The sequence below is a fragment of the Dolichospermum heterosporum TAC447 genome (assembly GCF_024584745.1).
Classification (GTDB): domain Bacteria; phylum Cyanobacteriota; class Cyanobacteriia; order Cyanobacteriales; family Nostocaceae; genus Dolichospermum; species Dolichospermum heterosporum.
Map to the genome: position 1 here is coordinate 2,219,862 of NZ_CP099464.1, position 18,151 is coordinate 2,238,012.

The 18,151-nt window shown below is 41.0% G+C and carries 15 protein-coding genes; 12 read left to right on the forward strand and 3 right to left on the reverse strand.

Going from position 1 to position 18,151, the window contains the following annotated elements; all coding sequences use genetic code 11:
• The first annotated feature begins 412 nt into the window (after positions 1 to 412).
• Positions 413 to 2,791 (forward strand): transglycosylase domain-containing protein, encoded by a 2,379-nt coding sequence (locus NG743_RS09885; protein ID WP_371316512.1) that lies wholly within the window; start codon positions 413 to 415, stop codon positions 2,789 to 2,791.
• A 410-nt stretch (positions 2,792 to 3,201) separates the two neighbouring features.
• A complete protein-coding gene (gene psb35, locus NG743_RS09890; RefSeq protein ID WP_027402651.1) occupies positions 3,202 to 3,396 on the forward strand; it encodes a photosystem II assembly protein Psb35 in 195 nt (64 codons plus the stop codon).
• Between the two features lie 76 nt (positions 3,397 to 3,472).
• Here psb35 and NG743_RS09895 read toward each other — a convergent pair whose 3' ends face one another.
• Positions 3,473 to 3,895 carry a tellurite resistance TerB family protein gene (locus NG743_RS09895; protein ID WP_027402652.1) on the reverse strand — a complete coding sequence of 141 codons (423 nt, stop codon included), beginning with the start codon at positions 3,893 to 3,895 and terminating at the stop codon, positions 3,473 to 3,475.
• A 57-nt stretch (positions 3,896 to 3,952) separates the two neighbouring features.
• Positions 3,953 to 5,293 (reverse strand): 16S rRNA (cytosine(967)-C(5))-methyltransferase, encoded by a 1,341-nt coding sequence (locus NG743_RS09900; RefSeq protein WP_027402653.1) that lies wholly within the window; start codon positions 5,291 to 5,293, stop codon positions 3,953 to 3,955.
• 549 nt (positions 5,294 to 5,842) lie between these two features.
• On the opposite strand from NG743_RS09900, the gene NG743_RS09905 reads away from it, so the two are divergent.
• From NG743_RS09905 to NG743_RS09920, 5 genes are all read left to right on the forward strand, one after another.
• The gene (locus tag NG743_RS09905) at positions 5,843 to 6,238 is read left to right on the forward strand and encodes a Pepco domain-containing protein (RefSeq protein WP_027402654.1); all 396 of its coding nucleotides are present in this window, start codon (positions 5,843 to 5,845) and stop codon (positions 6,236 to 6,238) included.
• Positions 6,239 to 6,245: 7 nt separating this feature from the next.
• The gene (locus NG743_RS09910) at positions 6,246 to 8,066 is read left to right on the forward strand and encodes an SUMF1/EgtB/PvdO family nonheme iron enzyme (protein ID WP_257121926.1); all 1,821 of its coding nucleotides are present in this window, start codon (positions 6,246 to 6,248) and stop codon (positions 8,064 to 8,066) included.
• Between the two features lie 302 nt (positions 8,067 to 8,368).
• Entirely contained in the window at positions 8,369 to 8,524 is a 156-nt protein-coding gene (locus tag NG743_RS27075; RefSeq protein WP_503366675.1) for a hypothetical protein, read from the forward strand.
• Between the two features lie 399 nt (positions 8,525 to 8,923).
• A complete protein-coding gene (locus tag NG743_RS09915; RefSeq protein ID WP_236630583.1) occupies positions 8,924 to 9,514 on the forward strand; it encodes a DUF2887 domain-containing protein in 591 nt (196 codons plus the stop codon).
• A gap of 162 nt (positions 9,515 to 9,676) precedes the next feature.
• Entirely contained in the window at positions 9,677 to 9,907 is a 231-nt protein-coding gene (locus tag NG743_RS09920) for a DUF4351 domain-containing protein (RefSeq protein WP_071992796.1), read from the forward strand.
• A gap of 351 nt (positions 9,908 to 10,258) precedes the next feature.
• Here the strand turns inward: NG743_RS09920 and NG743_RS09925 are convergent, their stop codons facing one another.
• Positions 10,259 to 11,707, reverse strand: coding sequence for a glycoside hydrolase 100 family protein (locus NG743_RS09925; protein ID WP_027402656.1), 1,449 nt, complete (start codon positions 11,705 to 11,707; stop codon positions 10,259 to 10,261).
• Positions 11,708 to 12,753: 1,046 nt separating this feature from the next.
• Between NG743_RS09925 and NG743_RS09930 the strand changes: the two genes are divergently transcribed.
• The 5 genes from NG743_RS09930 (at position 12,754) to purB (ending at position 18,087) form a co-directional block, all read left to right on the forward strand.
• Positions 12,754 to 13,824: an Mrp/NBP35 family ATP-binding protein gene (locus NG743_RS09930; RefSeq protein ID WP_027402657.1), complete on the forward strand. Its 1,071-nt coding sequence runs from the start codon at positions 12,754 to 12,756 to the stop codon at positions 13,822 to 13,824.
• A 249-nt stretch (positions 13,825 to 14,073) separates the two neighbouring features.
• Positions 14,074 to 15,387, forward strand: a complete 1,314-nt coding sequence (gene rodA / locus NG743_RS09935; RefSeq protein WP_257121927.1) for a rod shape-determining protein RodA — start codon at positions 14,074 to 14,076, stop codon at positions 15,385 to 15,387.
• 270 nt (positions 15,388 to 15,657) lie between these two features.
• Positions 15,658 to 15,852, forward strand: coding sequence for an NAD(P)H dehydrogenase subunit NdhS (locus NG743_RS09940; protein ID WP_027402660.1), 195 nt, complete (start codon positions 15,658 to 15,660; stop codon positions 15,850 to 15,852).
• 215 nt (positions 15,853 to 16,067) lie between these two features.
• Positions 16,068 to 16,724, forward strand: coding sequence for a hypothetical protein (locus tag NG743_RS09945; RefSeq protein ID WP_027402661.1), 657 nt, complete (start codon positions 16,068 to 16,070; stop codon positions 16,722 to 16,724).
• A gap of 67 nt (positions 16,725 to 16,791) precedes the next feature.
• Positions 16,792 to 18,087: an adenylosuccinate lyase gene (gene purB, locus NG743_RS09950; protein ID WP_027402662.1), complete on the forward strand. Its 1,296-nt coding sequence runs from the start codon at positions 16,792 to 16,794 to the stop codon at positions 18,085 to 18,087.
• Positions 18,088 to 18,151 lie beyond the last annotated feature (64 nt).

The window sequence follows — 18,151 nt, forward strand, 5'->3', positions numbered from 1 at the left end:
GTACGTAAGAGCCTAAGTAGGTGAACATAATAAAACCAACCTGTGTAAAGAAATGTCAAATCGCCCAAACCCTCTTCACTCTTGCCTCTTGCATGAGTGCCTCTTGCATGAGTGCCTCTTGCCTTGCCATAACGACAATTTTCAACACCAACCTACTTAACATTTTCCATTCAGAGAGTATCTGCAAAGTTTGTTTACAGCATATACTGAGAGAAATTTTTTACCACTTATCAGACTTTTCTCATGCGATAATTGCATGAATTAATTGTCATTAATAATATGAATACCAATAATATGGCTTTGCAGAAAACATATATTCACACTGAATTAAGTTAATATTTTATGGGGCATTATATGGGATATTATATTAACACCAATATATTGCACTCAAACCAAACAGGAGAAACTGCTATTGCCATTGAGTAATCATCAACAAAATCACAAGTCCACAAAAAAATTACTACCGAAAATGCAGGTGAATGCAAAGCAGTTAATAACTCAGGTGACAACGGTATCATCTGGAATCTTGACCAGAATAGCCAGCAGCGATAAACCTTTTTATCGTCGTTTTTGGTTTTGGGCAGGATTAGGTGTTAGTAGTGGGATCATTGCTTTCCATTACACAATCTTAGAAATAGATAAAAATTTACCAGATCAGTCCGCACTCAGAGCATTGGTACGAGAGCAAACACTGACGATTAAAGCTGCTGATGGTAGTGTGCTACAACAGCAGGGAGAAGCTACAAGAGAGCAACTGAAAATAGAGCAAATACCAGATACTTTAAAGAAAGCTTTTATTGCTTCAGAAGATAGAAGATTTAATCAACACAATGGATTTGATCTCCAGGGAATTGCCAGAGCAGTTATCAATAACTTGCGATCGCAAAATGTGGTAGAAGGTGGTAGTACCATCACTCAACAGGTAGCGCGAATTCTCTTTCTCAAACAAGAAAAAACCTTCTGGCGTAAACTCAAAGAAGTCCGACTATCCCAAAAAATAGAGCGAGAATTGACTAAAGACCAAATTCTGGAACGTTATCTCAATCTCGTATACTTAGGTTCTGGGGCTTATGGCGTGGGAGATGCCGCTTGGGTATACTTTAGTAAATCCGTTGATCAACTGACTTTATCAGAAATGTCTACCTTGGCGGGTTTAGCTCCTGCACCTAACGTCTACGCCCCCGACAAAAATCCTAAAATAGCTACAGAACGGCGCAATCTGGTGTTACAGCGGATGCTGGAAGATGGCATCATTACACCCGCCCAAAAACAAGCCGCGACTGAGGAAGCATTAATAGTTAACAGCAATTTACCCAAACGGTTACAAGTTGATTTTCCCTACTTTACAACCTACGTTCACAAGGAATTGCCAAAGTACGTTGCCGCTGATGTTTTGGCTAGTGGTGGTTTAATAGTAGAAACAACCTTAAACCCAACCTCGCAAAAAGCCGCAGAAGCCGCAGTAGCCAAGATATTAAAAAATGAAGGTCGGTGGCAAAACTTTAAACAAGCGGCTATGGTGGCCATAGAGCCTGGGAGTGGCGAAATTCAGGCAATGGTCGGCGGTAAAGACTTTGGTAAAAACCAGTTTAATCGTGTAACCCAAGCCCAACGACAACCAGGATCAACCTTTAAGGCTTTCGTCTATGCTACAGCGATCGCTACTGGTAAAAGTCCCTATGATAGTTATTTAGATGAACCCTTATCAATAGATGGTTATGAGCCAAAGAACTCCCATAATAAGTTCTCCGGTTGGTTAAACATCAGAGACGCGCTCACCAAATCCATCAATACAATTGCGGTAAAAGTCTTAATAGAAACAGGTTTTGAACCCACCATTAAACTTGCCCATGACATGGGAATTAAGTCAGAACTCAAACCTAACTATTCCTTGGCGCTTGGTTCTAATGAAGTCAACTTATTAGAATTGACCAACGCCTATGGTACATTCGCCAATCAAGGCAATTATGTAGAATCTCATGGCATTCGTCGCATCCTCAACCGCGAAGGAGATGTCATTTGGTCAGTTAAATATAAACCCAAACAAGTTCTAGATGCTGACAGCACTGCCATCATGACTTGGATGTTAAGAAATGTTGTCACCGATGGTACTGGTGCTGCGGCTCAATTAGATGATAGACAAGTTGCCGGCAAAACAGGTACTACTGATGAATCCCGTGATTTATGGTTTATTGGTTATATTCCTCAGTTAGTGGCTGGGGTGTGGTTAGGGAATGATGATAACACCCCTACCTATGGTAATAGTGGTAGTGCAGCTTATGCTTGGCATGAATTTATGGCAGAAGCTCTCAAGGGAATGCCTGTAGAAAAGTTTCCCCGACGACCTAATTTAGAAAATCGTAAAGGTACTATCAAAGCCCAACCTCTTAAACCAAGAAAACTTATCTATAAGTCGGTTGATGATAATAATCAAAAATCAGATGAGGACAATACCGATAATTCTGATTCCTCAACTAGACGCAGACGTAGAAGCAGAAGAACATATAATCAATCAGACGATTCATCAAATTCAGAAGAAAATCGGCCAAGACGAAGACGACGCTATAGTCAAGAGAATAATGATACATTTTATTCTACCCGTCGCCGCCGCAGACGCAGTGAAGAATCCAATGGCGATTCCTCTTCTCAATCATCTCGTTCCCGACGCAGCCGCAGTCAAGAATCAGCACCGTCTAGATCATCTTCAGAAAACAACAGTCCTGGAGGATCTCCATCATCACAACCTTCCTGGAGAGAAAGACTTAAACCCGATTCTTCAGGAAATAATTAAAATCAGGAGTATGGCTAACGCCACGCTGCGCTATCAGGAGGTAGGGGCGCAGTCCCTGCGCCCAGTCAGGAGTATGGCTAACGCCACGCTGCGCTATCAGGAGAAAGAAGAAAGAAGCAAGAACAAAGAAGAAAGAAATTTCTCCCCAACTCCCCCAACTCCCCCAACTCCCCCAACTCCCCCAACTCCCCCAACTCCCCCAACTCCCCCAACTCCCCCAACTCCCCCAACTCCCCCAACTCCCCCAACTCCCCCAACTCCCCCAACTCCCCCTACCCCCTGCCCCCTGCCCCCTGCCCCCTGCCCCCTACTCCCTAGAAACAGCAAAGATTTTTCCTGGGGTAGATGTAGGTGATTAAGTCAGTTTATACTTTGTTAAGAGGTGTAACCTACATTAGACAAATACAGTCATGAGTTATTTATTGCTCGAAGTCCAAGTACCAGATACCGGAAATCACTTTCCCCTAGCTTTTACTTTGGTGTATGTAGTGGGTTTTGTCGCTGCTATCACCATTGGTTCAATTGCCTGGTACAACTCCAAACGTCCCCCCGGTTGGGAAAATAAGGAACGCCCTGACATTATCCCCAAGGTAGAAAAGGAATAGATTCGGTAATTGGTGATTGGTGATTGGTCATTGGCAAGAATGTTTTACCCATTACCCATTACCCATTACCCATTACCTAATTCTGTACATCCACCCAACGACGGTAAAGTTTTTTAATCTGTTTGAGCAAAGTTATATGGATACTGGGGTGAGATTCACTAGACTTGCTTAACTCTTCCAATTGAGAGAGGAGTCTTGCTTCTTCAACGGCTACATCACCGTCACTGTAAATTAAGCCACTGATAGCTTCAATCAAATCCTCGTAATCTTCCTGAGTTGGGCGATCGCCTAAATATTCCTTGACCCATTGGTAACACTCATTTGGCTTGACTGGCACTAATTCATACAACCAAGGTTTAATTTCTGGATCATTGGCTAAACCTTTAACTTGGGCTATTTCTCGCAGATATTGCCGTTCTTCTGGTTGGATTTTGCCATCAATCCAAGCTGCTCCAATCAGGATTTTTACTAGGTTTTTTACATGAGAATTATTAACCATCACTGCCTCCTCTGGTAGATTCGGGCTTTGATTAAATCTTACAATCACTATTGGTATTCACTCGGAATCCTTAGTTTTTCTTAAGCGCACCATAAAAAAACCATCCATATCTTGTTGGTGAGGCCAAACTTTCAACCACCCCAGGGGAGAAATATCGGCAAAATCAAAGCTAGGAGGTTCAATTTGCCAATGGGGATTTGCGGCTAAAAACTCCGAAATTACCTGTTCATTCTCCACTGGATGCAGTGTACAAGTAGCATAAACTAAAACGCCGCCAGTCTTGACAAAAGTTGCATTATGTGATAGCAATTCTTTTTGTAATTGGGAAAGTTCTTGAACAGAAGCCGGTGTTTGTCGCCAACGCGCATCAGCGTGACGGTGCATAGTTCCCAAACCCGAACAAGGAGCATCAAGCAATACACAGTCAGCCGAATTGTAGAATTGTGGTAAATTGCGGCTGTCTCCTGAACAAATTTCGATAGATTGTAAATTTAGACGTTGGGCATTTTCTTTTAATTTCCGTAACCGGGAAGCAGTTTTATCACAAGCCCAAATTTTGCCTTTATCTCCCATTAACTCAGCAATATGGGTGGTTTTCCCCCCTGGTGCCGCACAAACATCAATCACCACATTACCGGGTTGAGGGTCAAGTAAATGACCAACTAATTGAGCGCTACTATCTTGGACAGTCCACCAACCTTCATGAAAACCAGGTAAATTTTGAATTGCGCCGTTATTACCAATTAATCGTAAAGCTTGGGGTAAATGGGGGATAGGTTTCACTAAAACACCAGCAGATGCAAAAGCTGATTCTACTTCTTCTAAAGAACTACGCAGGATATTTACTCGTAAATCAATTGTTGGGGTTTGATTCATCCAAGCACAAAGTTTTTCTGTTTCTGCAAAACCCAATTCTTTTAACCAAACCTCAATTATCCAATTAGGGAAACTGTGTAAGATTCCCAATCTTTCTACCGGATTTTCTGGTAACTTTAGCGGTTCTGATGACTTTTCTGCAAGGCGGAGATATTGACGTAATAAACCATTGACAAAACCAGTTAAACCAGGAAAACCATTTTCTTTTGCTAATTCGACGGTGGTATTTACAGCCGCAGAAACGGGAATTCTTTCTTGATAACGCAGTTGGTAAAAACCCAGATGTAAAATTGTGCGAAGGTCTTTTGGTTGTTGCTGAATTTTCTTTGTAGCAAGTTGGTCAATGATAGCGTCTAAAGTGCGTTGTCTTCTCACACTCCCATAGACTAATTCTGTCATTAATCGGCGATCTGCGTCGGGTAATTTAAATTTTTGTAGCACTCGGTCTAGGGCAACATCAGCATAAGCTCCTTTGTGTACTTCTTTGAGAGCAATAAAGGCGAGTTGGCGGGGATTGGTCATGAAAGATAATCATCCTGTTTACTTTGGTTGAAATTGGTACACTTAAGTAATTGGACAAAAATATTTACAGTTATTGCGAGGGAAGGGAAGCAATCACAACCCTGGCGATTGCTTCATTTCACTTCGTTCCATATGGCTAACGCCACGCAACGCTAACGCAATGATATTGTGTAATTAATTCTGTCTCACTACTTAATTTACATATTTTGAATGTTCCTATCTTAATCCTGTTCATCCTTAAATCCTGGACATCCTGATTCAGACAACTTCATCACAAATTACACTTAGAGACTTCCAAATAAAAAAATGTCCCAAAACTGATGCAAAAATTCTCTCTCTGTGTACTCTGTGCCTCTGTGGTTCGTTTCTTGGGATAATTTATTTCTTGGAAGTCTCTTATGTACCAAAATCATCAAAACACCTATTGAAAATATTCCCATCCTAATCCTGTTCATCCTTAAATCCTGGACATCCTGATTCAGACAACTTCATCACAAATTACACTTCACTTATGTGCGAAAATTGTCAGAGCAGGTGTGAGGATGTAGTATGACAGACAAAAACTGGCAAGATGAAGAACTGTGGATTGTCACCGCAAGTAGTTCTGATGATGTTTCAAAACAAGGGATGAAAGCTGTTAGAGGTAATGGTAATCCTTACAGTAGTCCTGCGGTTACGGATGAAGAAATAAAAAACAGTCGCATTACAGCCGGCACCTTAGCGAAGCAAATGTCGCACTTTGTGGGAGTAATCAGTGGTGTGTTTAGTAATGTTCAGAAGCAAGTCGAAACCCAAGGGGAACTCCAGCTTGATGAAATTACCCTCACGGTAGAAATTAGTAGTGAAGGTGAAATTAAATTGCTGGGTACGGGTGTAAAGGCTGCTGGTAAGGGCGCAATTGAGCTAAAATTTAAGCGTTTATCACCCCAATCACCTGTAAATTGACCGCAATATGGCTAAGAATTGCGCTGTTGTCATTGGCGTTAACGAATATGACGAAATTCAGTGCCTCCAGTATGCAAAAACTGATGCAGAACGGGTGCGCGATTATTTTTCAACTGGTTTAGGTGTACAACCAAACTATCTATATTTTTTCTCTGATGATTCACCGCGCAACAGCCTGGGAAAGAAAACTCAACCAACCTACGGTACACTAAACAGCTTTTTCAATGATCGCTTTGAACAGCCTTTTTTAGAATCTGGGGATACTCTCTGGTTCTATTTTAGCGGTCATGGGATGCCCCACGAAGGACGAGATTATTTACTACCCATAGATGGAAATCCTCGCACTGTACCCAATTTAGCAATTCCCATTACCTACATCACAGAACGTTTGCGGCGCAGTGGTGCGGATAATGTAGTGTTGTTTATTGATGCTTGTCGCAGCACTGGTCAAAAAAGCGCTGGTTTGGGAATTGGTGAAGAAAAACAGCAAGGTGTAATTACCTTTTATTCCTGTAGTCCCAGTCAGGTTTCCTACGAAATTGAGGAAATTCAACAGGGTGCTTTTACTCATGTTTTACTCAATGGGTTGCAAATTCAAGGTGAAAGCAACTGCGCGACGGTTGAACGGTTGTATAACTATTTGCGCTATCAAGTTCCCCAATTGACCCAAAAGCATAAAAGTTATATTCAAACTCCCTATGCTGCCATAGAACCTGCAACAAAATTGCATTATATTTTATTGCCTAAATCTGCTAATCTCACAGATATTTATGCTCTAAAAAATGATGCTTTTCATGCCGAAGTAGTAGGAGATATTCCTCTAGCTCGTCAGTTATGGAGGCGCGTTCTTGTCGCTTCAGGTGGAGATGATAATCAAGCATTTGATGCAATTGAGCGATTAGCAAACAAGCAATCTCAGCCTCAAACGGAACAGCATCGAGAAGCAGAAGCACAGGGACAGAAAATAGCAGTAGCAAAACGCCAGGAGTTGACTGTAAATTTAGGTCAAGGCTTAACCCTGGAACTGGTGCGCGTACCAGCAGGGAAGTTTATGATGGGAATGCCCCCAGAAGAACGCCAAATAGCCCTAGAAAATGCCCTGAAATGTGGCTACCAACGAGAAAATACTGAAGAATGGTTAGATTGGTCTACCCCACAGCATGAGGTGTATCTGCAAGAATTTTTAATGGGCAAATATGCTGTTACCAATGCCCAATGGTATGCCGTCATGAAAACTAAGCCATCTGAACAATATGACCCCAAGTTTCAAGGTGATAAGCAGCCTGTAGTTGGCGTTTCCTGGCACGAAGCCCAGGCATTTTGCGAAAAGCTATCTGAACAAACAAAGCGGGCTGTCAGATTGCCCACAGAGGCAGAATGGGAATATGCCTGTCGGGCTGGAACAACTACACCCTTTGCCTTTGGTAAGACTATTACAACTGATCAAGTTAACTATAACGGCAATTATCCTTATGCGGATACTTCCAAGGGCAAATATCGAGAATGTACCGTAAATGTGGATAGTTTCACCCCTAACCCCTGGGGTTTATATCAAATACACGGGAATGTCTGGGAATGGTGTTTGGATGAATTTCACGACAGTTATAGCGAAAAGCCAGCGCGTTTAAAAATTAATGGTAATGAAGCTTGGGGAGAATTAAAAGTAAGTGAAGAAGATAATTGCGCTTATGTTTGTCGGGGCGGTTCTTGGTACCTCTATGCTCTCGATTGCCGTTCGGCGGCTCGTTACGGGCTCCGCGCGCGTAGGCAAGACTATTCTCTCGGTTTTCGTGTTGTGTTCGGGTCTTCCTCGCCAGGATTCTCTTAGCCCTTTACCCTCTTGCGCTTTTGCGCTCTTCTCTTTATTTCTTTACCCTTCCCTCTCGCCTTTAGGCGAAAAATTTTTTTGGCGTTGTAGAGACGTTCCATGGAACGTCTCTACAAAAACATTTCTACAAAGGGTTTAATATCATCAAAAATCACTTGTTAAAGACTTGTAAACAATATCGCTGATTAATATTCGGATATTGTAAATTGAGGGTGGCTATCCTTGCTTATACTTCTTAGTATGTATGGCACATAGCTTGGGGTTGAGTTATTAAACGGGGCGGTTCTTGGTACAACAATGCTATCAATTGCCGTTCGGCGAATCGTAACAGGAACAACGCGCGTAATCAAGACAATAATCTCGGTTTTCGTGTTGTGTTCGGGTCTTCCTCGCCAGCACTCTCTACAGTCAGAGTTGATAGGAGGGTTCTTTTTAGGAACTACGGTCAGAAACGGTAAGTTCTACCGAGATTGTCTGTCGAGTGGAAAAACCTCTTAGAAGTCATTCTAAGACCACGATGAAGCAGGAAATAAACACTAAGATTATCGCTGTCCAGATGTGTCTAGACTTTGGTAATTTTGGGTAAGTTTTATAGAACGGATTCTATCAAGCGTACACCAGAGAGTCCAAACTCAAACCCAGTGATGTGGGTGACTATATCCAAATATAAAACCGAGCCAGTTAGCTTGGTAGGGAAACCGAAGACTTAACTGGCTCAATATTAGGGACTTCCAATTAAAAAAATCCCCAAAAGTTTCTTGTGGTGCGGGACGAATTGCCCGCTAATTACCAAGGACAGGCAGGATGCCCATCCCACAAAATTGGGTAATTTATTTTTTGGTGATTCCTTATAAATTATGCACACAGATACAATATTTTATCAAATTTTCCTCACTTTTCACACTCTATTGTTTGAATTGCTTGGACAACCAATAGAAAATGCTCAAGGTTATAATTTTACTTCCGTCGAAGTTAAAGAAAAAGCCTTTCGATTTGATGGTATTTTCATGCCAGATAGTTTGGAAAAACCCATCTATTTTGTCGAAGTGCAATTCCAACCCAAACTTGATTTTTATTGGGAATTAATAGCAGAAATAAACATTTATCTCAATCAATTTAAACCAGTACAAGATTGGCAAGCAGTAGCTTTATTTGCTAAACGGAGTTTAGATGTAGAAGTATTAACTAATTACCAACAAGAATTAATTAATAGTGGACGTATCAAACGCATTTATTTAGATGAACTACCACCTGGTTCAATTGGTATGGGGTTAATTGAATTAATTGTCAGTAAAGAAACCCAAGCACCAGAATTAGTCAAAAATCTCATGGCAAGAACAAAGACAGAGATTGATAATAACAGAGAAAAACAAGGTATTATAGAATTGTTAGAGACTGTTTTGTTGTCCAAATTTTCACAATTAAGAGGATGTTTGAAAAGTTTTTAATGTATAAATAAACCCCTCTCCAAACCTCTCCCCGACGCGGGGAGAGGCTTTGAAACCCCCATTCCCTTGTAGGGAAGGGGGGAAGGGGGTTAGGTTTCTAGAGATTATCGGTTTCATCTAATACTTTTCAAACGACCTCTAAGCCGTCAGGAGATTGAAGCGATGTTTTTAGTTAGTGATATTAAGCAAACTAGGGTATATCAAGAAGCAAAGCAGGAAGAAGCAACAAACTTATTGGTGCGTATATTATCCAAGCAATTTGGGAAATTGAGTGGTAACTACATCGAAACTATCAGCAACCTCACAATAGAACAACTAGAAGACCTGGGAGAAGCATTATTAGACTTTATAGACATTACCGACCTGGAAGAATGGTTAAAATCTCATAAATAATCTATGATTCTGTACACAAACACTAAGCTGTTGTGCATTTAGTTTGTATAAGAGACTTCCAAGAAATAAATTATCCTAAGAAACGAACCACAGAGGCACAGAGTACACAGAGAGAGAATTTTTGCATCAGTTTTGGGACATTTTTTATTTGGAAGTCTCTAATTCTAGCGGGCAAGATGCCCGCACTACAAAGTTCAAGTAAATTATGGTTATCAAATTTAGCTGCGTAACAGCTTAGTGTCCCGTAGGGATACATTGCAAGAGTCAGATCCCCGACTTCTCTAAGAAGTCGGGGATCTTGTTTTTCATAACTAAACCACCCTACCCTACGGTTTTCAGATAAAATTAGGTTTAAAGATTCATGTAGGTATCTATCCCACCAACTTCAAACTCACAGGCTCTAGAAACCACATCTGGAGGTAACTTATCAAAACTAATTAATGGTAAATAATCAGGATTATCTATAAGTTCCTGCGCTAATAAATAACCAGCAATTGTCCAAGTTTGATATTTCCTCGCTTGTTTACCAATTAATCTGCCTTTTTTACCATCATAATATTCTGGCCATTCATCTTCCGATAATCTGACTTTAGCAATTTCAAGAGCTTTTTCTGCCAACTGTGGTTTTTTGGTTTTCACCGCTGCTGCTGCTAACATCCACATTAAGACAGGCCAGCTACCAGCATTATGATATGACCAAGGTATATTTTTGGGGTCACATCCTGTGACGACTCGATATTCTTCACCTTGTAAAGCGGGATAACAGATTTTAACGGGCATATCTCCGACTAAATCATCCCATCGTTTTTCAATCAAATTCATAATTGCTTGGGACTGTTCTTCTGTAGAAAGATCAGAAATTACAGCCATCAAATTTCCGAGGGTGAAGAACCGAGTATCCATTTGTGATGGTCCGACATTTCCGGCAAAATAACCACCTTTTTTTGGTAGCCATTTATCTAACTCATAATAAGGTAAGGAATCGGCATAAATATTGAAAAGATTAACCGCCGTTTTTCCGTATTCCTCACCCTTAAAGCGATAAATTGCATTCAGACGATTAATATCTATCCAGTAATGCTGACGAATATGCCCACATAATAAAGGTAAGCGGTTATCAATTGCTTCTACAATATCCTCATTATCTTTACAAATTAGCAGTTCTCTGGCTGCACGTAAAGCGGCAAAAAATAGAACTTGAATTTCTAAAGGATGTCCATAAATTCCCATGCGTCTGTCTATCATACAAGCGCCATCAGGAACTAATAGCGTCGGGTACATATCAAACCGATTAGCTAAACAGATGTCCATAATTAACCTAATTCCTGTTTGGAATTCTGGTTGATAAGCCAGGGAATTATCTTGAGTAGCAACTACATAAGCACGTAATAAAATTAACCACCATAAACAAGAATCTACAGGTGTGACTCTGGCGATCGCGTGTTCACCAAAATCAGCTTCTAAAAACTCTTCCCCATTGGCAGAAACGACTTTAAAACTAGCTGGAATTAATCCTCTACCGGGTTTATAGGCATCTAATGCCTTTTCTTTCGGCTGTAACTTTAATGTTTGTTCTAGGAAATTCTTGACAATATCTGTTCTGCCTTTAATCAAAAAAATTAACGCCGAGGAAACAAAATCCCGGATAAAACATTGGTCATAATTTAATGCTTCGACGGATGAATCATAAGCCGCTACAGTACCAACGGGCTGACCTTTGTAGTAGAGAATTGAATTCTCTAATGCAAGCCAAGCTTCATTTTCTATATTTTTACTTGTCTCTAACTTATTTAGTTGCATTACCAGACTAACTCCATTTAGATAGTATACTTGTTGGGAATAGATGCACCTTTAATTATTTTTCATGTTATTTTCATCATAACTTTGAAATAGCAAATATCAATTCATTCAAAATACTAAATATGAGTCAATACCAAAATTAAACTCAATACCTTTGACAAACTGAAAAAAGCCTTGATTCGTAGGTGGCGTTGAGAGCCATAATCCAATAAATGCGTTGGGTTATACTGTCACTTAACCCAATTTATAAGAAATGGCAAAGGTATTGTAAACTGCATCATATTTAACAGTTTTTTGAATTTCTAGAAACGTGGATTCTTCTGTATGTAGAACCACTTAAATGTAGTATATCTACCTAATTAACAATTGGCTATTGCGATGACAAAATAAATTATTCCCCTACAACTTAACAAGTTATAACGTTTTTTCAGAATATGCAATATCAACAGCTAAGAGGTTGTTTGAAAACTTTTTCGTGTGGGATCTGACACCCGCAGATCCCCCTAAATCCCCCGTAAAAAGGGGGACTTTGAGGAATTTAGCCCCCCTTTGTAAGGGGGGTTGGGGGATCTCGATTAATTCTGATACTTTTCAAACATCCTCTAAGGGATCACCAAAAAATAAATTACCCAATTTTGTGGGATGGGCATCCTGCCTGTCCTTGGTAATTAGCGGGCAATTCGTCCCGCACCACAAGAAACTTTTGGGGATTTTTTTTAATTGGAAGTCCCTAAAAAAAATTGGGGGGGATTAATACTGATCAATAGATATATATTTTACCAGCCCTTCCTAAGTTGCAACTTTTGATATCCTTGATTAAGTACACAGGCAAAATTAATTATATAAGTAGGTTGGTGTTGAAAATTGTCGTTATGGCAAGGCACTCATGCAAGAGGCAAGAGTGAAGAGGGTTTGGGCGATTATACGTTGCTTTACACAGTTTGGTTTTATTGTGTTCACCTACTTACTCTAATAAAGTTAAGATTCTAGTATCTGTGAATGAAAATTTTTTAAGCTTTATAGTCAGCGGCAACGGTAAACACACTATGCATGATGTCCTAGATTCCCACGCAGTCCTAGAAGTGTTGCGACCAGTAGAAGATCCAGAACTTCGCAAAAGCCTGGTAGAGTTAAATATGATTCGCAACGTCAAAATTGACGGTGGCAAGGTTAGTTTCACTTTGGTGTTAACCACTCCGGCTTGTCCTTTACGGGAGTTTATTGTCGAAGATTGTCAAAAAGCTGTTAAAAAGCTCCCTGGTGTTACAGATGTGAGTATAGAAGTAACAGCGGAAACACCCCAGCAGAAAAGCTTACCAGACCGCAACGGTGTACCTGGGATAAAAAATATTATTGCTGTTTCTAGCGGTAAAGGTGGCGTTGGTAAGAGTACAGTGGCTGTAAATATTGCCGTTGCTTTAGCGCAAACTGGTGCTAAGGTTGGTTTATTAGATGCAGATATTTATGGGCCTAATGATCCTACCATGTTGGGTTTGAGCGATGCTAAAATTAATGTCCGGTCTACAGAGGCAGGGGACATTCTCGAACCAGCTTTTAATCATGGTGTCAAGCTTGTTTCCATGGGCTTTTTGATTGATCGAGATCAGCCAGTAATTTGGCGCGGTCCGATGCTCAATGGTGTGATTCGTCAGTTTCTTTATCAAGTGGAATGGGGAGAACTGGATTATTTAATTGTGGATATGCCCCCAGGGACTGGTGATGCTCAATTAACTTTAGCCCAATCTGTACCAATGGCAGGGGCAGTGATTGTGACTACACCACAAACGGTAGCTTTGTTGGATTCCCGGAAGGGGTTGCGGATGTTCCAGCAGTTAAATGTTCCAGTTTTGGGAATTGTGGAAAATATGAGCTATTTTATTCCCCCAGATCAACCGGATAAGCAATATGACATTTTTGGTTCTGGTGGTGGTTCAAAAACAGCCGCAGAATTAGGAGTTCCTCTGTTAGGATGTGTACCATTAGAAATTTCTACCAGAATTGGGGGTGATAGTGGTGTGCCGATAGTTATTGGTGAACCTAATTCAGCGGCTGCTAAAGCATTAAAGGCGATCGCTCTCACTGTAGCAGGTAAAGTTTCAGTTAATGCTTTGACATAAGTAAAAAAGGAGTCACCGAGTCAGGAGTCACCGAGTCAGGAGTCACCGAGTCAGGAGTCAGGAGTTCAGAAGAAGAAAGGAGAAAGAAGAAAGAAGAAAGAAGAAAGAAGAAAGAAGAAAATTTCTCCCCAACCCCCCCCACTCCCCCAACTCCCCCAACTCCCCCCACTCCCCCCACTCCCCCAACTCCCCCTACCCCCTACCCCTGCCCCCTGCCCCCTGCCCCCCTCCCTCCTCCCTCCTCACACAATGTTATTAAAACCTTCGTTCTCGAAAATGCGTTGGCAATTCTGGCTTAAACCCTGGCAACAAATGGATGGGCTACTATTTATCCTCCCCGTTGCTGTTAGTATGTTCGGGGGGCTAATGATTCTGAGTACAGAATTAAAGCAACCTGTAACTGACTGGTGGTGGCACTGGCTGATAGCGGCGATTGGTTCAACTATTGCCTTGTTTTTAGCTCGTTGCCGTTATGAAAACTTAATGCAGTGGCATTGGTTCACCTACGGGCTGACCAACTTTAGTTTAATAGCTGTGATGCTCGCTGGTACTAGTGCCAAAGGCGCACAGCGTTGGATTAGTATTGCTGGTTTTAATGTCCAACCCTCAGAATTTGCCAAAATAGGGCTAATCATTACCTTAGCTGCGTTGTTACATAAGCAAACTGCTTCTACTATTGAGAATGTTTTCCGTGTCTTGGCAATTACGGCTGTACCTTGGGCATTGGTATTTTTACAGCCAGACTTGGCAACATCACTGGTATTTGGAGCAATATTTTTAGGAATGCTGTACTGGGCAAACGCTAACCCCGGCTGGTTAATACTCATGATTTCTCCGGTCATAGCAGCAATCTTATTTAGTATGTCTTGGCCATTATCAACACCCATAGTTTTATCTAAAGAAATATCATTGAGTGTATTGGGTTTAATATGGGCAGTAGCGATGGGGATAGTTGGTTGGGTTAGTCTGCCCTGGAAGCGTTTTGGTATTGGTGCTATTGGATCATTATGTCTTAATCTGCTTGGTGGCGAATTAGGCATTTTTGCCTGGAATCATATCTTAAAGGAGTATCAAAAAAACCGACTTAGTGTATTTATTAACCCTGAACATGATCCTCTTGGTGCTGGTTATCACCTGATTCAATCTCGCATTGCTATTGGCGCTGGTGAAGTTTGGGGTTGGGGTTTGTTTAAAGGTCCCATGACTCAACTCAATTTCGTTCCTGAACAACACACAGATTTTATTTTCTCCGCTGTTGCTGAAGAATTTGGTCTGGTGGGGTGCTTAATTTTACTATCAGTTTTTTGCTTGATTTGCTTTCGGTTGCTTCACGTAGCTCAAACAGCCAAAGATAACTTCGGTTCACTTTTAGCTATAGGTGTTTTGTCTATGATTGTGTTTCAACTGATTGTGAATGTTGGTATGACAGTTGGTTTGGCACCAGTGGCGGGGATTCCCCTACCTTGGATGAGTTATGGACGTTCAGCAATGCTGACTAACTTTATTGCGATCGGTATAGTAGAATCTGTAGCTAATTATCGTCAGCGCCAGAAGTATTATTAGGGAATAGGTGACAGGTGACAGGTGACAGGTGACAGTAAAAATAAGGCAAGAAGATAATAAATATTTCCCTGTTCCCTGTTCCCCATTCCCCGTTCCCCGTTCCCTAATAAGCATTAAGCTATTAAAGGGAATAGGTGACAGGTGACAGGTGACAGTAAAAATAAGGCAAGAAGATAATAAATATTTCCCTGTTCCCTGTTCCCCGTTCCCCGTTCCCCGTTCCCTAATAAGCATTAAGCTATTAATAGGAAACTATTGAAGGTAAATAAGATGATCCTGCCTGGAGCAACTGTTCGCGTCAAAAATCCCGCAGATACATATTATCGGTCTGAAGGACTTGTCCAACGAGTGAGTGATGGTAAAGTAGCTGTATTATTTGAAGGTGGTAATTGGGATAAAATAATTACTTTCCGCTTAACAGAATTAGAACCTGTTGAAACTACAGTTCCGAAAAAAGGGAAATAGTAATTTAGTCTTTAGTCATTAGTCAGTAGTTATTAGTTATTTACTAAGACTATTGACTAATGGCAATTTTAAAAAAATTCTGCAATTCCTATAAGTAATGCGACAGAATTAATTACACAATGATTTTGCTGTTCCCTGTTCCCTGTTCCCTGTTCCCTGTTCCCTGTTCCCTGTTCCCTGTTCCCTGTTCCCTGTTCCCTGTTCCTTAACTGCTTATGCGTCTACCTTTACCACAGTTTGCTATTGAAAATCGCCATTCTCATCACTTTGCAGAGATAATTGAAACGACAAGTACGGAATTTTTGGCTCAGTGTTTAGAACCAGAAGACTTGAGTTTTCCACCAATGCCACCTTTTGGGAGTTGGGTTTGCGCTGTGGACGAAGAATCTGGTAATCAAGTTTATGCTGTAGTTTATCATGCCACAACTATGCCTATTGATTCTGTACATCGGGCAGTTGCTTTGGGATTATCTTTAGAAGCTTTGCGCGAGGAACAACCCCAGATATTTTCTATGCTCAAAACTGAATTTCGAGCGGCGATTGTGGGATTTAAGGAAAAGTCTATAAATATAGGTAATAACGGCAGGGTATATCAATACTTACCACCCCGTCCACCACAAATCCACCAGGCTGTTAATCATTGTCAGGCAGAAGAAATTATTCAGTTTACGGAAGAACTAGATTTTTTACGAACATTAATTTTTATTAGTGGTGCGCCTGTAGATTCTTTAGCTGCCGCCGCTATTCGAGGAGTATACCAGTTACGAAAAACTGATCGAGAATGGTTGATTAAAGCTGGAAGACATCTGAGTATGTTACTCAAAGATGATTATGATCGGTTGCGGTTTATTTTGAGCCAAATTCACCCTTAACCATAGAGTATTACTATTTTGGAGATGTCTAATGTAAAATATGACAGTTGTATTAGATGCTGTGAATGTGATTGAGCGTTATACCTTGCCCGAAATGGGCGATTTGTGGAGTGAAACCTATAAGCTGAAAACCTGGCTAGATGTAGAGATCGCGGTTTGCGAAGCACAGGCAGAACTGGGTTATATTCCAGCAGCAGCAGTAGAGGAAATTAAGGCTAAGGCGAATTTTGACCCGAAACGGGTGCTGGAAATTGAGGCAGAAGTTCGTCATGATGTGATTGCTTTCTTGACAAATGTTAATGAATATGTAGGTGATGCAGGACGCTATATTCACTTGGGTTTAACTAGTTCTGATGTTTTGGATACTGCTTTATCGCTACAATTAGTTGCTAGTCTGGATCTGTTGTTAAAACGCCTAGAAGATGTCATTGATGCTATTCGTAAAAAAGCTACTGCACATCGCAATACGGTAATGATTGGGCGATCGCATGGTATTCACGCTGAACCTATTACCTTTGGTTTTAAGTTAGCTGGTTGGTTAGCGGAAGTGTTGCGACACCAAGAACGGTTGCAAATTCTCAAAAAAACGATCGCTGTCGGTAAAATATCAGGTGCAGTGGGGACTTACGCCAACATTGAACCCCGTGTAGAAGCGATCGCTTGTGCAAAACTGGGACTTAAACCCGATATTGCCTCTACTCAGGTAATTTCCCGTGATATTCATGCAGACTTTGTGCAACAGTTAGCATTACTGGCTGCATCCATAGAACGTTTTGCTGTAGAAATTCGTAACCTGCAAAAAACAGACGTTTTAGAAGTTGAAGAATTTTTCGCCAAAGGGCAAAAAGGCTCTAGTGCTATGCCTCACAAGCGTAATCCCATCCGTTCGGAACGATTAACAGGGATGGCACGATTGGTGAGAAGTCATGCAGGGGCAGTATTAGAAAACGTCGCTTTGTGGCACGAACGGGATATTTCCCACAGTTCTGTAGAACGGGTAGTTTTACCAGATGCTTGCATTTTGACTCATTTTATGATGCATGAAATCACCCAATTGGTAAATAACCTGTTGGTTTATCCCGAAAATATGGCACGAAATCTTAACTGTTATGGTGGAGTCGTCTTTAGTCAAAGGGTATTATTAACCTTAATAGATAAAGGACTAAATCGAGAAGCAGCCTATACTATAGTCCAAGAAAGCGCCCATACTGCCTGGAACAAACCAGAAGGCAACTTCCGTGATTTAATCAGCACAGATCCTCGCGTCACTCAAAACTTATCCCCAGCAGAAATAGAAGCCTGTTTTGATCCACAACATCATCTCAAGCATTTAGAACAGGTTTATCAACGATTGGGTATTTAGAACTGGAATTGGGGAATTGGTGATTGGGGAATATGAAACTTTTTTCTTTCAAAATTCTGATTCG

Excerpts from the sequence above, each read along its gene's own strand:
- psb35 (WP_027402651.1), top strand. The coding sequence starts at position 3,202 with ATGAGTTATTTATTGCTCGAAGTCCAAGTACCAGATACCGGAAATCAC.
- NG743_RS09895 (WP_027402652.1), bottom strand. The coding sequence starts at position 3,895 with ATGGTTAATAATTCTCATGTAAAAAACCTAGTAAAAATCCTGATTGGA.
- NG743_RS09900 (WP_027402653.1), bottom strand. The coding sequence starts at position 5,293 with ATGACCAATCCCCGCCAACTCGCCTTTATTGCTCTCAAAGAAGTACAC.
- NG743_RS09905 (WP_027402654.1), top strand. The coding sequence starts at position 5,843 with ATGACAGACAAAAACTGGCAAGATGAAGAACTGTGGATTGTCACCGCA.
- NG743_RS09910 (WP_257121926.1), top strand. The coding sequence starts at position 6,246 with ATGGCTAAGAATTGCGCTGTTGTCATTGGCGTTAACGAATATGACGAA.
- NG743_RS09915 (WP_236630583.1), top strand. The coding sequence starts at position 8,924 with ATGCACACAGATACAATATTTTATCAAATTTTCCTCACTTTTCACACT.
- NG743_RS09920 (WP_071992796.1), top strand. The coding sequence starts at position 9,677 with ATGTTTTTAGTTAGTGATATTAAGCAAACTAGGGTATATCAAGAAGCA.
- NG743_RS09925 (WP_027402656.1), bottom strand. The coding sequence starts at position 11,707 with ATGCAACTAAATAAGTTAGAGACAAGTAAAAATATAGAAAATGAAGCT.
- NG743_RS09930 (WP_027402657.1), top strand. The coding sequence starts at position 12,754 with ATGCATGATGTCCTAGATTCCCACGCAGTCCTAGAAGTGTTGCGACCA.
- rodA (WP_257121927.1), top strand. The coding sequence starts at position 14,074 with ATGTTATTAAAACCTTCGTTCTCGAAAATGCGTTGGCAATTCTGGCTT.
- NG743_RS09940 (WP_027402660.1), top strand. The coding sequence starts at position 15,658 with ATGATCCTGCCTGGAGCAACTGTTCGCGTCAAAAATCCCGCAGATACA.
- NG743_RS09945 (WP_027402661.1), top strand. The coding sequence starts at position 16,068 with ATGCGTCTACCTTTACCACAGTTTGCTATTGAAAATCGCCATTCTCAT.